This is a genomic window from Nocardioides sp. P4_G10 (assembly GCF_056401175.1).
On record NZ_JBFUJV010000006.1, the window covers coordinates 152,587 to 166,758 of the forward strand.

Sequence of the window (14,172 nt, forward strand, 5' to 3'; positions counted from 1 at the left end):
CCGCTCACGCCAGGCCCAGCTTGTTGAGCAGCCGCAGCGCCCCGGTCATCACCTTCGCGTTGGTCTCCTCCGACATCCCGAACATCGGCGCGATCGGCACCAGCCGCTGGACCGCGACGGACTGCGCCTCGGTGTAGCGGTGGATGCCCTCGGCACCCTGCCGACGACCGAGGCCCGACTCGCGCATGCCGCCCATCGGCGCTCCGAGCGAGCCGAAGGTCGCGCCGTAGGCCTCGTTGACGTTGACCGTGCCGCACGCGATGCGGCGAGCCAGCGCCCGGCCGCGCGCGGTGTCGCGGGTCCACACCGACGCGTTGAGGCCGTAGGTGCCGTCGTTGGCGCGCTCGACCGCCTCGTCCTCGCTGTGGAAGCGGTAGAGCGAGACGACCGGGCCGAAGGTCTCCTTGCCGAAGCAGTCCATGTCGGCCGAGACGCCCTCCAGGATGGTGGGCTCGAAGACGTAGGGCCCGAGGTCGGGGCGGTGCCGGCCACCGGTGAGCACGCGGGCGCCCTTGGCGACGGCGTCCTCGACGTGGCGGGTGACGGTGTCGAGCTGCGCCTGCGAGATCAGCGATCCGACGTCGACCGACCACTCCTGGCTGGCCCCGAGGGTCATCGCCTGCGTGCGGGAGACGAAGGCGTCGACGAAGCGGTCGTAGACCTGGTCGGCGACGAAGAGGCGCTCCATCGAGACGCACAGCTGGCCGGCGTTGGAGAAGACCGCGCGGGTCGCGCCCTCGGCGGCCCGGTGCACGTCGGCGTCGCGGAGCACGAGCATCGGGTTCTTGCCACCGAGCTCGAGCGAGCAGCCGATCAGCCGCTCGGCGCACCCCTTGGCGATGATGCGGCCGGTGGCGGTGGAGCCGGTGAAGCAGACGTAGTCGGCGTTCGCGACGATCGCGCCGCCCACCTCGGGACCGGGGCCGGCGACGACCTGCCAGGTCTCGGGCGGGAAGCCGGCCTCCTCGAGCAGCTGGGCGGCGAGCAGCGCGGTGAGCACGGTCTGCGCGTCGGGCTTGGACACCACCGCGTTGCCGGCCAGGAGCGCCGGGATGCCGTCGCAGAGCGCCATCGTGAGCGGGTAGTTCCAGGGCGAGATGATGCCGACGACACCCTTCGGCACGCGGTTGACCTCGGCCCGGGTGAGCACCGGGAACATGCCGCCGACGCGCCGGGTGTCGAGGTGCTCGTGGGCGGTGCGGGCGTAGTAGCGCGCGGTGAGAGCGAGGTGGGCGACCTCGAGGTAGGCGTCCTTGCGGGCCTTGCCCGACTCCCACACGACGAGGTCGATGAGCTCCTCCTGCCGGTCGAGCAGCAGGTCGTGCAGCCGCAGGAGCGCCGCCGCCCGGTCGTCGACGGAGGTGGCCGCCCACGACGCCTGCGCCCGGCGCGCGCGGGCGAACGCCTCGGCCACGTCGACCGGGCTCGACTGGGGGACGTGCGCGAGCGGCGTGCCGCCGATCGGCGACGCGACGGCGACCGTCTCACCGGTGGTGCTGACGAGGCGCCGCGTCAGGCTGGCGACGTACGCGCGGTCGAGGCCGTAGGCGGCGGTGGCGTCGTGCTCGGGGTCGGCTGGCCCGTCGGTGACAGGACCGGACGCAGGCGTCTGCTCACTCATCCCTGCAGCGTAGGTCGCCCCCGACGCCGTTGCTACTGGTTGGTCACTTCGTCCCAACATTCGACATATCAGTCGCTTTTGTCCAACGCCCGACCGCCGGTCACCCGGTCTAGGCTCGCCGCATGTCGACGCCGCTGCCCACGTCCGCGCCCTTCGCGCTGTCCACCCGGATCCTGGCGGGCTCGCTCATGGGCGCCCTGGTCGTCATCGGCGTCGCGCTGTCGGTGGTCCTGCCCGCACCGGAGTCGGTCCCGCTCGTGACGCTGGCGGTGCAGGTGCTGGCCGGCGTCGCCGCGCACCTGCTGCTCGAGGCTGTCGGCTACCGCACCCCCGGGCTGTCCCCGGCGCTCACCGACGACGACGCGGCCGCGCAGGCCCGCACCCGCTGGCAGGCGCTCATGATCATGCGGTTCGCCATCGCCGAGTTCGTGGCCATCGCCTCGGTGGCTGCCGCGTTCGTGCTCCCCGACGGCAGCATCCTCACCTACCTCGGGGGCGCCCTGGTCTCGCTCGCGCTCATGGTCGTGCACGTGTGGCCCGGGGCCCGACCGGTGGGCAAGGTCGCCGAGGCCCTGGAGGCCGGCGGCAAGCGGTCCGGCCTGCGCGAGGCCTTCGGGGGATCGGCGCCGGGTCCGGTCCAACGCCTCTAGACGATGTCGCGGGCCTTGACCCGTGCCTCGTCGGCCTCCTGGTCGGTCGGCATGAGCTGGCTCTGACGCTCCGCCTCGACCCGCCGCAGGTAGTGGTCGACCTCGTCCTCGAGCTGCGCGTCGTCCCAGCCCAGCCCCTCGGCCATCAGCTCCGCGGCCGGACGCGCGGCGGCGATGCCGCGGTCGAAGGTCTCGATCGACACCCGCGTCCGCCGGGCGAGCACGTCGTCGAGGTGGCGCGCGCCCTCGTGGGTGACGGCGTAGAGCACCTCGGCCCGCAGGTAGTGCTCGGCCCCGGGCAGGGGCTCGCCGAGCTCGGGGCGGCGGTGGATCAGGGCCAGCAGCTCGTCGACGAGTCCGCCGTAGCGGCCGAGCAGGTGGTCGATCATCCCGATCTCGAGACCCGACGCACGGCTGAGCGCCACCCGCTGGTTGGTCCGCGCCTCGTGGCCCCACGCACCCATCAGCGGCACCCGGTCGGTGATCGAGGAGGGCGTGGCGTCGAAGTCGCGGATCGCGTGGTCGACCGCGTCGCGCGCCATGACGCGGTACGTCGTCAGCTTGCCGCCGGCGACCAGAACGAGGCCGGGCACCGGGTTGGCGACCGTGTGCTCGCGGGAGAGCTTGGTGGTCTCCCCCATCTCGCCCTCCTTGCGCGTCGGCTTGAGCAGCGGCCGGAGTCCGGCGTACACCCCGACGACGTCGCGGTGGTCGAGCGGGTCCTTGAGGAGCCGGTTGGCGTGCTCCAGGACGTAGTCGATGTCGGTCTTGCTGGCGGCGGGGTGGGCGAGGTCCAGGTCCCACGCGGTGTCGGTCGTGCCGATGATCCAGAAGTCGTCCCACGGGATCACGAAAAGCACCGACTTCTCGGTCTTGGTGATGAAGCCGCACTCCGACCGGATCCGGTCCTTGGGGACGACGACGTGGATGCCCTTGCTGGCGTCGACGTCGAGCTGTGCCTCGCCGCCCACCAGGTCCTGCACCTCGTCGGTCCAGACCCCGGCCGCGTTGATGACGACGCGGGCACGGATCTCCAGGTCACGCTGGCCCTCGAGGTCGCGCGCGCGTACGCCGACCACGCGGTCGCCGTCGCGCAGGAAGCCGGTCACCTTGGTGCGGGTGGCGACGTGGGCGCCGTTGTTGGCGGCGGTGCGGGCGATGGTCATCACCAGGCGCGCGTCGTCGACCTGGCAGTCGTAGTAGCGGATCGCGCCGTGGAGGTTGTCGGTGCGGATGTCCGGCGCCATCCGGGCGAGCTGCTTGCGGAAGACGTGCTTGTGCTTGGGCACGCCCATGTCGTACCTGCCGGTCATCGCCATCGTGTCGTAGAGCGCGACGCCAGCGCCGACGTAGGGGCGCTCCCACGCGTGCTCGAGCGGGTAGAGGAACGGCACCGGCCGGACCAGGTGCGGCGCGAGCCGGGTGAGCAGCAGGCCGCGCTCCTCCAGCGCCTCCTTGACCAGCGCGAAGTCGAACATCTCGAGGTAGCGCAGGCCGCCGTGCACCAGCTTGGACGAGCGGGACGACGTCCCGGAGGCGAGGTCGCGCTGCTCGACCAGCCCGACCTTGAGCCCGCGCGTCACCGCGTCGAGCGCCGCTCCGACACCGACGATCCCGCCGCCGACGACCAGCACGTCGAGCTCACCGGACCCGAGCTGCTGGAGCGCATCTGCGCGCTGATCGGCATCGAGGGCCTTGGCGAGCGTCATTCGGGGTCCCCGCGGCGTTCTCCGGGGGAGCGCAGCGGAGGAGAAGAACTCCGTGGCGTGTTCGTCATGGCGCCAGTGTCTCAGGGGCGGTCGAATCGACAGCGCGGAGCCGGGGGGTCACCGGATGACCTCACGACTCCGCGATCAGTGCTGGACGACGACCTCGATGCGCTGGAACTCCTTGAGCTCGGTGTAGCCCGTGGTGGCCATCGCGCGGCGCAGGGCGCCGATGAGGTTCATGGTGCCGTCGGCGACGCGGGAGGGGCCGAACATGATCTCCTCCAGCGACCCGACCGGCTCGAAGCCGACGCGCTCGCCGCGGGGCAGCTGGGCGTGCGTCGCCTCGCTCCCCCAGTGGAAGCCGCGGCCCGGGGCCTCGACGGCCCGGGCGAGCGGCGAGCCGATCATCACCGCGTCGGCGCCGCAGGCGACGGCCTTGGCGATGTCGCCCGAGCTGCCGATGGAGCCGTCGGCGATGACGTGGACGTAGCGGCCGCCGGACTCGTCGAGGTAATCACGGCGGGCGGCGGCGACGTCGGCGACGGCGCTGGCCATCGGCACGGCGACACCGAGGACCGTGCGCGTCGTGTGGGCGGCACCGCCGCCGAAGCCGACGAGCACGCCCGCGGCACCGGTGCGCATCAGGTGGAGCGCGGCCTGGTAGGTCGCGCACCCGCCCACGATCACCGGGACGTCGAGCTCGTAGATGAACTCCTTGAGGTTGAGCGGCTCGGCCTGGCTGCTCACGTGCTCGGCGGAGACGGTGGTGCCGCGGATGACGAACATGTCCACGCCGGCGTCGACGACGGCCTTCACGTGGTCCTTGGTGCGCTGCGGCGAGAGCGAGCCCGCGACGGTGACGCCGGCGGCGCGCACCTCCTTGAGCCGCTCGGTGATCAGCTCCGGCTTGATCGGCTCGGTGTAGATCTCCTGCATCCGGCGGGTGGCCTCGTGACCGGAGAGCCCGGCGACCTCCTCGAGCAGGCCGGTCGGGTCGTCGTAGCGCGTCCACAGACCTTCGAGGTTGAGCACCCCGAGGCCACCCATCTGGCCCAGCGCGATCGCGGTGGACGGCGACATGACCGAGTCCATCGGCGCGGCCAGCACCGGGATGTCGAAGCGGTAGGCGTCGATCTGCCAGGCGGTGCTGACCTCCTCGGGGTCGCGCGTGCGCCGCGAGGGCACGATCGCGATGTCGTCGAAGGAGTACGCCCGGCGGCCGCGCTTGGCACGGCCGATCTCGATCTCGCTCATGCGCGGCAGCCTATCGGCGAGCAGCAGGTCCGGCCGGGCCCCCACCCGACCGGACCTTCTGGACCCGGGATCCACACCCCACGTTTGGATCCGGTTACATCGTACCCAATTTTGGGGCGGGTGGCACGCTTCCACCGTTCGTGGACGTGGGCGGCCCGTCGACGGCCGTGCGCAGCGACCGCCGCAGCCACGCGGCGTACCGCTCGACCGTCCAGCCGCGGTGCTGAGCGAAGGTCACGTAGGTCTCCGCGCGCGTCAGCAGGTAGACCTCGTCGACCGCGTCCGGCGCCGGCTCCCCGCGCGCGAGCAGCCGCACCAGGTCGCCGCACATCGCCGCATGGCCGAGGTGCGCGCCGCGGACGAGGTCACGCAGGGCCGTGTCCTGCTCGGCACCGTGCGCCAGCACCAGCACCAGCGGCCCCATCGGTACGACGATGCTGCAGGCGAACTCGACGAACCGGTCGAGCCGCGCCTCGAGGTCGGGCTCGTCGTCGAGCCGTAGCCCGGCGAAGGCTTCCCGCAGCCCGCCGCGGCGCCCGAACCCGGCGGACCGGAACGCCTCCATGAAGAGACCGGCCTTGCCGTCGAAGGTCTTGGTCACCAGCTCGACCGACACCCCCGACTCGGCGGCGACCAGGGCGAGGGTCGTGCCGTTCCAGCCCCGCTCGGCGAACAGCCGGGCCGCCACCTCGGCGACGTGGAGCCGTCGCCGCTCCGCTGCCGCGCGGCGCCCGCTGGCGTCGTACGAGCGGCGCTCGGGGGCGTTCTTCTCCTCCACGACGCGAGCGTAGGTGACGCCTCAGAAGCCGAGGTCGCGGGCGGTGGCACGGATGCGGTCGGCGCTCGCGCGCAGCCCCGCGAGCTCGGCCTCGCTCATCGGGACCTCGAGCCGCCGCTCGGCACCACCTGACCCGACCACCGTGGGCACGGAGAGGCAGACGTCGCTGATGCCGTGGTAGTCGGACAGCAGCGTGGTGACCGGCAGCACCCGCTTCTCGTCGCGCAGCACCGCCTCGATGATCCGGCTGCCGGAGACGCCGATGGCGTAGTTCGTGGCGCCCTTGCCCTTGATGATCTCGTAGGCCGCGCCCACCACCTCGGCGGCCATCGCGTCCCGCTCGGGGGCCGCCACCAGGTCGGTGACGGGCACTCCGCCGATGCTCGCGCTGCTCCACAGCGGGATCTCGCTGTCGCCGTGCTCACCGACGACGTAGGCGTGGACGTTCTGGACCGCGACGCCGCAGCGCGCCGCCACCAGCCCGCGCAGCCGCGCCGAGTCGAGCACGGTGCCCGAGCCGAAGAGCTGCTCGGTGCCGAGACCGGTCAGCTTCTGGGCGGCGTACGTCACCACGTCGACGGGGTTGGTGACCATCACGAAGCGGGCGTCCGGGGCCGCCTCCACGAGGGCCGGCATCAGGGAGCGGAGCATGCTGGTGGTCGAGGCCGCGAGGTCGAGGCGGGTCTGCCCGTGCTGCTGCTTGGCGCCGGCCGTCACCGCGACGACCTGCGCCCCGGCGCACACGGAGACGTCGGCCGACCCCTCGACGTGGGCGGTGGGCAGGAACTGCAGGCCCTGGCGGAGGTCGAGCTCCTCGGCCCGCACCTTCGCCGCGTCGACGTCGTGCAGGGCGACGGTGGTGGCGACGCCGCGGACCAGGCAGGCGTAGGCGAGCGTGGAGCCGACGGCGCCGGCGCCGACGATGGCGATCTTCGCGGAGGTCACGCCTCATCGTGGCAGCCGGCGCCTTCGGAGGACAGGGACCGTTGCGGGCCGCACGGCCGGCCAGCTCTCCGAGGACCTCGTCGCCGACCGGGGTCGCACCGTGACCGTGAGCGTTCGGCAACGGCTCGTGCACAGCTCGGCAAAGCCGGTCACGCGCACCCGCCGCCGTACCTAACGTCCTGCAGGTGGGGGGACGAGGGAGCAGAAGGTTCGCGCGCGCTGTCGTGGCGACATGCCTGGCCAGTGGGGTGCTGGGTGTGGGCGTCACGGCAGCGCACGCGGCCGACGACTATCCGTGGGCGTGGCAGGGCCAGTGCCCGATCGTGCCGCAGGCGCCGATCGAGGAGCCCGTGCCCGCTCCCGCTCCCGTGCCCTCACCCGAGCCCGGGCAACCGCCGGCGCCGGTCGTCGAGCCCCCGCCGCCCCCGCCGCCCCCGCCGCCGGTCCTCGACCCGGTCTCCGGCCACCTCTACGACCCGCGCGGCCCGCGACCGACCTGCGCCCGCAACGTGTGGTCGATCAACGGCTCGATCGGTGACTCCTGGGGCTTCGTGCTCCGCAACTGCACGAGCTTCGTCTCCTGGCGCCTGCACGAGCGCAACGGCATGGCGGGCTTCGACAACCACTTCCGCGGCGAGCACTGGGGCAACGCCGCCAACTGGGACGACGTCGCGCGCCGGCTGGGCTACCGGGTCGACTCGGTGCCCGCCATCGGCGCCGTCGCCCAGACCGACGCGGGTCGCGTCGGCCACGTCGCCTGGGTGAGCGACATCGGTCCCGGCACCGTGACCATCGAGGAGTACAACCACGGCTCCGCCGGCGGCTACGGCACCCGCACGGTCCCGGTCGGCGACTTCCGCTACCTGCACCTCGCCGACGTCGCCCCCTCCCCCCTCGTCGGCTCGGACCGGCCAGTCGTGTCGGTGCCCGACGGGCTCGGCGGGTCGTGGACTGCGCGCGTCGACGACCGCGGGACCCTGCTCCTGACCGCCCCCGGCCGAACGACGCGGGGGGTCGGTCGCCGGGGGGCCTTCACCCCGGTGGTGGCACCCGCGTTGAGCCTCGACGACCACGGCCGCCCCTGGGTGGCCGCCACCTCGCGCGACGGCCGGGTCATGGTCGGTACGACGCGCCGCGGGCGGCTGGCCCTGCGCGCCGTCGGCACCTCGGCCCCGACCGCGAGCCCGGCGCTCGCCCAGTCGCGCACCCGGCGACCGGTGCTCGCGACGGTCTCCGCGGAGGGCACGCTGGTCACCCGGCGCCTGACCCGCGCGGGACGGTGGACCCACCCGGACCGGGTCGGCCGGCCGGCGTCCTGGTCGACCCACAGCGCACCCGTGCTCGGCAACGACGCCACCGGTTCCACGTGGCTGGTGGCCGTCGGGTCCCGCGGAGCGACCTACGCGCAGTCCCTCGAGCGCGGGCGCCTGCTGCGACTCCGCGGACCGGCCGCGTCGCTCACCTCGACGCCCGCCCTCACCACCGCCGACGACGGCACGACCCGGCTGCACCAGGTCAGCGCTTCCGGGCGGCTCGGCGTGCGCACGCTCGACGGTCGTCGATGGAGCCGTCCGACGGCACTCGCCGGCGAGTGGTCGCCGTACGCCTCCCCCGCTGTCGGGGAGGTCGCCGGCGGCCTGCACGTGGCCGCCACCGACCGCACCGGCGTCGTCGTCGTCACCAGCACCGTGCCCGGGCGGCCGGCCCGACGCCTCGGCGCGGGGCGCGACCTCACCCGCTCCCCCGGGCTGGTGACGCGCCGCAGTGCCGAGCTCGTCGTCGCGCGCACCGGCTCGCGCCTGCTCGCCCGACCGGCTGCAGCGCGGGTCGAGGACCTCCGTCCCGCGCGACCCGGCTTCCGGCCCTGACCGCTTCGCCGTCGACGTACGACGCGGCCGCCCCCGGAGGGACGACCGCGTCGCGGGTGGGACTGCTGCGGGTCAGCGCCCCGCGTAGGCCCAGGAGGTCACGTTCTCGGTGTCCTCGAGGCCGGTGAAGCCCTCGACCGGCGCGTAGGTGTCGGTCTGGAACTCGATGTTCTCGTCGTCAGCCGTGCCGCCCACGTTGTCCGGGCCGACCCCGTAGAGGTTCTGCCCGAAGTTGGCGCCGCCGGAGTCCATCATGTTGTGGATCTCGTCGGCGTTGTCGGTGTGGTAGCTGCCGATCGTGTGGCCGACCTCGTGGGCCGTCACGTTGGCCACCGCCGCGGTGACGAACGCGATCCTGTCGCTGCTCGCGTTGATGTAGGTGTTGAGCGACGACGCCGGCCCGGCCGGTGCGCTGAGCACGTCGAGCAGCACGATCGCCTCGTCCTGGTGGCCGAAGTTGCCGGGGTCGATGTACTGCGCGATGCCGATGGTGCTGATGCCGGTCTCGGCGATCGTGCCGGCGACGTAGATCCGCGAGACGTTCTCCTGCCCGATGAGCTCCTGGTTGTCGCGGGCGTTGAGGACGTCGACGGTGACCGCCGGGTTGGTGCCGGCGATCTCGGCCTGCAGGTTGCGCCGCACCTGGTTGAGGATGCGGTTCTCCATCCGGCGGGCCTCGGTGCGGGCGATGCCCCACTGCGGCACGAACGCGGCGAACGGCGAGACGTTGCGCTGGCCGGGGCCGCCCCAGGTGCCGGTGTTGACCCGGCCGGGGGCGAAGTCGAGCAACACGGTCTGCCGGCGCCCGCGGTCACCCTGCGTGCCCGGCCGGTAGCCCTCGACCGTCACGTCGTACGCGCCGCTGCCGCCGGTGACCTCGACGGAGTACCAGCCGACCTCTTCGGCGACGTAGGCGATGGCGGTGTTGCCGCCACCGATGAGCGGCGAGGTGGGCGGGTAGAGGGCGGAGGCGTCGGTGCCGATCCCACCCACGCGCTCCTCGCCCGACGGGGTCCGCACCGTGAGCCCGGTCGCCGAGCCCTCCGCGCCGGCCCCGACGACGTCACCCGGGCGCAGGCGCRCGGAGTAGTAGTCGGTGTCGAGGGTCCGGCTCGCGATGGAGACGCGGTAGGCGCCGGTGTCGGCTCCGCCGGCACCGCTGCCGGAGTCGAACGGGTCGGCCGGCAGCGGGTCGAGGGCGTAGCCGCCGACCATCACGTAGTAGGTGCCGGGCGCCTCGGGCGTGAAGGACAGCGAGCTCAGCACGCCCGTCCCGCTGTCGTCGTCGGCGGCCAGGGGCTCGCCCGCGGCGTCCCAGACGACCAGGATCGTGTCGGTGCCGGCGCCGCTGCCCTCGGTGTCGGCGGTCAGCGTCTCGCCGGCCGCGACGTCCACGGAGTAGAAGTCGAAGTCGTTGGTGCCGTCGCCGCCGGACGCGACCGGACCGTGCGGCCCGTCGCCCAGCACGGAGTTCGTCACCGTCGCACCGCCGGCGATGCCGGTCGGGGTGGCCAGCGGGATCGAGCCCTGGTCCTCGGTGGTGGCCAGCGTGCGCGGCGCCCCGACCGGCGCGGCGAGCTCACCCAGGATGCGGACGGCGGGCATGCGGCTCGCGGCCGTGCCGAAACCCGGGATCGGCTCGGCGTCCACGTGCGAGTCGTTGGACCCCCGGGTCCCGTCGGGCTCCTCCTCGTCGTGGACGAACGGCGTGAGCACGCCGCGGGCGTTGACACCCCGGCCGTTCGTGCCGAAGGCCGCGCGGCGGTTGGACGCGAGCTTGGCCGAGTCGGCGCGGCGCGCCGCCTGCTCGTGCATCTGCTTGTTCCACGCGAAGTAGTTGGCGTCGTGGATGTCCGGCAGGTTGGCGAGGTAGGGGTTGGGGTTGGGGTTGGTCCGAGCCGTCAGGGCGGCGGCGTCGGACTCCTTGGAGGCCACCTGGATGCCCAGGTCGAGGGCCTCCTGCTGGGCCGGCGTGACGGCGTCGTCACCGGCTGGTGCGGCGACGGACAGGGCTGGCGTGACGATGGCCAGCAGACCGGCTGAGCCGGTGGCGACCAGATACTTTCTGCGCACTGAAGCGCTCCTCCCGAGAGAAACCGGGATCGAGCACAGCGTGCCGATGAAAGGTCGTCGCGGGGCCCGATCCCCTGACTCCAGCCAACGTAGGCCCTGCCGGGCCGCGCGGGAACGCTACTTAGGTCGCGATCACGAACCGCTGTAGTTGGGCGCCTCGACCGTCATCTGCACGCCGTGGGGGTGGCTCTCCTTGAGCGAGGCCGAGGTGATGCGGACGAACCGGCCCTTGTCCTGCAGCTCCGGAATGGTGCGGGCCCCGACGTAGAACATCGACTGGTTGAGACCGCCGACGAGCTGGTGGGCGACCGCGGAGAGCGGCCCGCGGTAGGCGACCTGGCCCTCGATGCCCTCCGGCACGATCTTGTCGTCGCTGGCAACCTCGGCCTGGAAGTAGCGGTCCTTGGAGTACGACTTCTTGCCGCGGCTGCTCATCGCGCCGAGCGACCCCATGCCGCGGTAGGACTTGAACTGCTTGCCGTTGACGAAGACGACGTCGCCCGGCGACTCCTCGCAGCCGGCGAGCATCGAGCCCACCATCACGGCGTCGGCGCCGGCGACGAGCGCCTTGGCGATCTCGCCCGAGTGCTTCATGCCGCCGTCGGCGATCAGCGGGACACCAGCCGGCTTGGTGGCCAGGGACGCCTCGTAGACGGCGGTGACCTGCGGCACGCCCACGCCGGTCACGACGCGGGTGGTGCAGATCGAGCCCGGCCCGACGCCGACCTTGACCGCGTCGGCGCCGGCGTCGACGAACGCCTGGGCGCCCTCGCGGGTGGCGACGTTGCCGCCGATGACCTGCACGTGCGTGGTGGCCGGGTCGGACTTCAGGCGGCGCACCATGTCGAGGAGGAGGTGGACGTGGCCGTGGGCGGTGTCGGCGACGAGGACGTCGACGCCGGCCTCGACCAGGGTGGTGGCCCGCTCCCAGGCGTCGCCGAAGTAGCCGATGGCGGCACCGACCAGCAGCCGGCCGTCGTCGTCGTAGGACGCGTGCGGGAACTGCTCGCCCTTGACGAAGTCCTTGACGGTGATCAGGCCGCTCAGCCGGCCCTCGCCGTCGACGAGCGGCAGCCGCTCGCGCTTGTGCGCGCGCAGGAGGGTGGTGGCCTCGTCGCGCGAGATCCCGTCGTGGCCGGTGATGAGGCCCTCGCGGGTCATCACCTCGTCGACCTTGGTGGTCGCCCACTCCGCCACCGGCGTGAAGCGCAGGTCGCGGTTCGTGATGATGCCGAGGAGGTGGTTGTCGAGGTCGACGACGGGGAGGCCGGAGACGCGGTACTCGCCGCAGATCCGGTCGAGCTCCTCGAGCGTCGCGTCGGGACCGATGGTGACCGGGTTGGAGATGATGCCCGTCTGCGTCCGCTTGACCAGGTCGACCTGGCGGGCCTGGTCCTCGATGGACAGGTTGCGGTGCAGGACGCCGATGCCGCCCTCGCGGGCCATCGCGATCGCCATCCGCGCCTCGGTGACGGTGTCCATCGCCGCGCTGATCAGCGGCACCCGGATCGAGATCTCACGCGTGAGGCGGGTGGTGGTGTCGATGTCGCTGGGCGCGAGGTCGGACTCCCCCGGCAGCAGGAGCACGTCGTCGTAGGTGAGGCCGAGCGCAGCGAACTTCTCCGGGATCTCCACGCCGCCATTCTACGGGCGGTTCGGAGCGCTCTGGGACAGTGTCAGGGTGGGGACGGTGGGGGGCGACCGGTCGGGCGCGGGCCGCATGGTCTGGGCGGCGGCGGTCGTGGCCTTCCTCGCGCGCTTCCCGTCCCTGCTGTGGCCGCTGCGGCCCGACGAGGCGGGGTTCCTCATGGTCGCCCGCGCCTGGCAGCCCGAGCCCGACTCGCTCTACGGGCGCTACTGGGTCGACCGGCCGCCGCCGATCCTGTGGCTGGTTCAGGCCACCGACAGGATCGGAGGGCCGTACGCCCACCGGCTGGTCGGCGCGCTCGCGTGCTCGTTGCTGGTGCTGGCCGCGGCCGCGGCGGCCCGCGAGGTGGTGGTCCGCGCCGGCGTGCTCGACCCGGCCGCGGTGCGCCGCCTGGCCGGCTGGGTGGCGGTGGCGACGGCCGCCCTGGTCAGCAACGCCGAGATCGACCCGGTCGCCGCCAAGGGCGAGCTCTTCGGCATCCCGCTCGTGATGGCCTCGTGCTGGCTGGCGCTGCGGGCGGTGCGCCGGGTCTCACCGCCCGACGCGTTCCTCGCCGGCCTGCTGGCGATGCTCGCGGTGGGGATGAAGCAGAGCATCGTCGGCGGCCTCGTCTTCGGCGCCGTCCTGATCGCCGGGTCGCTGGTCGCGCGGCAGGTGAGCCGGCGCGACGCGCTCCGCTGCGCCGGGGCCGCCGCCGCCGGGGCCACCATCCCGGTGGCGGTCGTCGTCGCCTGGGCGATCGGGGCCGGCGTACGCCTGCAGACGCTGTGGTACGACGTCGTCACCTTCCGCTCCGACGCGAGCCACGTCATCGCCACGCAGGAGTCGGAGGGCGCGACGAGCCGGATCTCGGTGCTGCTGCTGATCTTCGTCGGCACCGGCATGCTCCTCGTCGTCGCGCTCTTCGCGGTCCGGCTCCGCAGCCTCCTGCGGCACGACCCCGTGCCGGTGGTCGCGATCGCCGTGATGCTCAGCCTCGACCTGATCGGCGTCGCACTCAGCGGCAGCTTCTGGTCGCCGTACCTCTTCGTGCCGCTCCCCGGCCTCGCGCTCGCCCTCGCCGCGCTCGTGGCGCACGACCACCTCGACCGCGTCCGGCACCGGGTCACCCCGGTCGCGGTGGGTCTCGTGGTGGTCTCGAGCATCGTCGCGATGGTCGGCTGGACGGGTGCGTGGGTGGCGGGCCGGGTCCCCGTGGAGGTACGCACCGGGGAGGCGATCGCGGCCGCCGCCTGGCCCGGCGACCGGGTGCTGGTCTACGGCGGGCGCGCCGACATCCAGTGGGCCACCGGCGCCCAGTCGCCGTACCCGTATCTCTGGTCGCTGCCGATGCGCACCCTCGACCCGGGCCTGGACGACCTGGAGGAGGTGCTGACCGGGAGCAACCCGCCGACGTGGTTCGTCGAGGCGACCTTCATCAACACGTGGAGCGAGCTCGGCACCACCGCGATCCAGAGCTCGCTGATCCGCAAGTACGCGTTCGTGCAGACCGCGTGCGGCCGCTACCGGATCTACCACCTCAACACCGTCGACCCGGTCGAGGTCGACGTCGACTGCTCGACGCCCTTCCGGACGATCTGGGGGCGCTGAGGGGGTCGAAATGCCGCCGGCCCGGCAGACGACGTC

At 73.0% G+C, this 14,172-nt stretch carries 10 protein-coding genes; 3 read left to right on the plus strand and 7 right to left on the minus strand.

Annotated features, from left to right (window positions below):
- Positions 1 to 4: 4 nt before the first annotated feature.
- A complete protein-coding gene (locus tag AC1DP1_RS09800; protein WP_477506700.1) occupies positions 5 to 1,621 on the minus strand; it encodes a succinic semialdehyde dehydrogenase in 1,617 nt (538 codons plus the stop codon).
- Between the two features lie 122 nt (positions 1,622 to 1,743).
- On the opposite strand from AC1DP1_RS09800, the gene AC1DP1_RS09805 reads away from it, so the two are divergent.
- Entirely contained in the window at positions 1,744 to 2,271 is a 528-nt protein-coding gene (locus AC1DP1_RS09805) for a hypothetical protein (RefSeq protein WP_477506701.1), read from the plus strand.
- Here AC1DP1_RS09805 and AC1DP1_RS09810 read toward each other — a convergent pair.
- The 4 genes from AC1DP1_RS09810 to AC1DP1_RS09825 all read right to left on the minus strand — a co-directional run bounded on the left by AC1DP1_RS09810 (position 2,268) and on the right by AC1DP1_RS09825 (position 6,957).
- Positions 2,268 to 3,980, minus strand: coding sequence for a glycerol-3-phosphate dehydrogenase/oxidase (locus tag AC1DP1_RS09810; RefSeq protein ID WP_477506702.1), 1,713 nt, complete (start codon positions 3,978 to 3,980; stop codon positions 2,268 to 2,270). The genes AC1DP1_RS09805 and AC1DP1_RS09810 overlap by 4 nt on opposite strands.
- Before the next feature lie 144 nt (positions 3,981 to 4,124).
- On the minus strand, positions 4,125 to 5,234 hold the full coding sequence (locus tag AC1DP1_RS09815; protein WP_457189076.1) for a GuaB3 family IMP dehydrogenase-related protein: 1,110 nt from the start codon (positions 5,232 to 5,234) through the stop codon (positions 4,125 to 4,127).
- 94 nt (positions 5,235 to 5,328) lie between these two features.
- A complete protein-coding gene (locus AC1DP1_RS09820) occupies positions 5,329 to 6,012 on the minus strand; it encodes a TetR/AcrR family transcriptional regulator (RefSeq protein WP_477506703.1) in 684 nt (227 codons plus the stop codon).
- 21 nt (positions 6,013 to 6,033) lie between these two features.
- Positions 6,034 to 6,957, minus strand: a complete 924-nt coding sequence (locus tag AC1DP1_RS09825; protein WP_477506704.1) for an L-lactate dehydrogenase — start codon at positions 6,955 to 6,957, stop codon at positions 6,034 to 6,036.
- Positions 6,958 to 7,214: 257 nt separating this feature from the next.
- On the opposite strand from AC1DP1_RS09825, the gene AC1DP1_RS09830 reads away from it, so the two are divergent.
- Positions 7,215 to 8,825 (plus strand): CHAP domain-containing protein, encoded by a 1,611-nt coding sequence (locus AC1DP1_RS09830; RefSeq protein WP_477506705.1) that lies wholly within the window; start codon positions 7,215 to 7,217, stop codon positions 8,823 to 8,825.
- A 72-nt stretch (positions 8,826 to 8,897) separates the two neighbouring features.
- Here AC1DP1_RS09830 and AC1DP1_RS09835 read toward each other — a convergent pair whose 3' ends face one another.
- Complete coding sequence (locus AC1DP1_RS09835) at positions 8,898 to 10,898, minus strand: pre-peptidase C-terminal domain-containing protein (RefSeq protein ID WP_477506706.1); 2,001 nt, start codon at positions 10,896 to 10,898, stop codon at positions 8,898 to 8,900.
- A gap of 132 nt (positions 10,899 to 11,030) precedes the next feature.
- The gene (guaB, locus tag AC1DP1_RS09840) at positions 11,031 to 12,533 is read right to left on the minus strand and encodes an IMP dehydrogenase (RefSeq protein WP_477506707.1); all 1,503 of its coding nucleotides are present in this window, start codon (positions 12,531 to 12,533) and stop codon (positions 11,031 to 11,033) included.
- 46 nt (positions 12,534 to 12,579) lie between these two features.
- On the opposite strand from guaB, the gene AC1DP1_RS09845 reads away from it, so the two are divergent.
- Positions 12,580 to 14,136, plus strand: coding sequence for a hypothetical protein (locus tag AC1DP1_RS09845; protein ID WP_477506708.1), 1,557 nt, complete (start codon positions 12,580 to 12,582; stop codon positions 14,134 to 14,136).
- The last annotated feature ends 36 nt before the right edge of the window (positions 14,137 to 14,172 follow it).

What these genes read in the sequence shown, in the direction of transcription:
- AC1DP1_RS09815 (WP_457189076.1), bottom strand. Translation starts at nt 5,234, where the DNA reads ATGAGCGAGATCGAGATCGGCCGTGCCAAGCGCGGCCGCCGGGCGTAC.
- AC1DP1_RS09800 (WP_477506700.1), bottom strand. Translation starts at nt 1,621, where the DNA reads ATGAGTGAGCAGACGCCTGCGTCCGGTCCTGTCACCGACGGGCCAGCC.
- AC1DP1_RS09805 (WP_477506701.1), top strand. Translation starts at nt 1,744, where the DNA reads ATGTCGACGCCGCTGCCCACGTCCGCGCCCTTCGCGCTGTCCACCCGG.
- AC1DP1_RS09810 (WP_477506702.1), bottom strand. Translation starts at nt 3,980, where the DNA reads ATGACGCTCGCCAAGGCCCTCGATGCCGATCAGCGCGCAGATGCGCTC.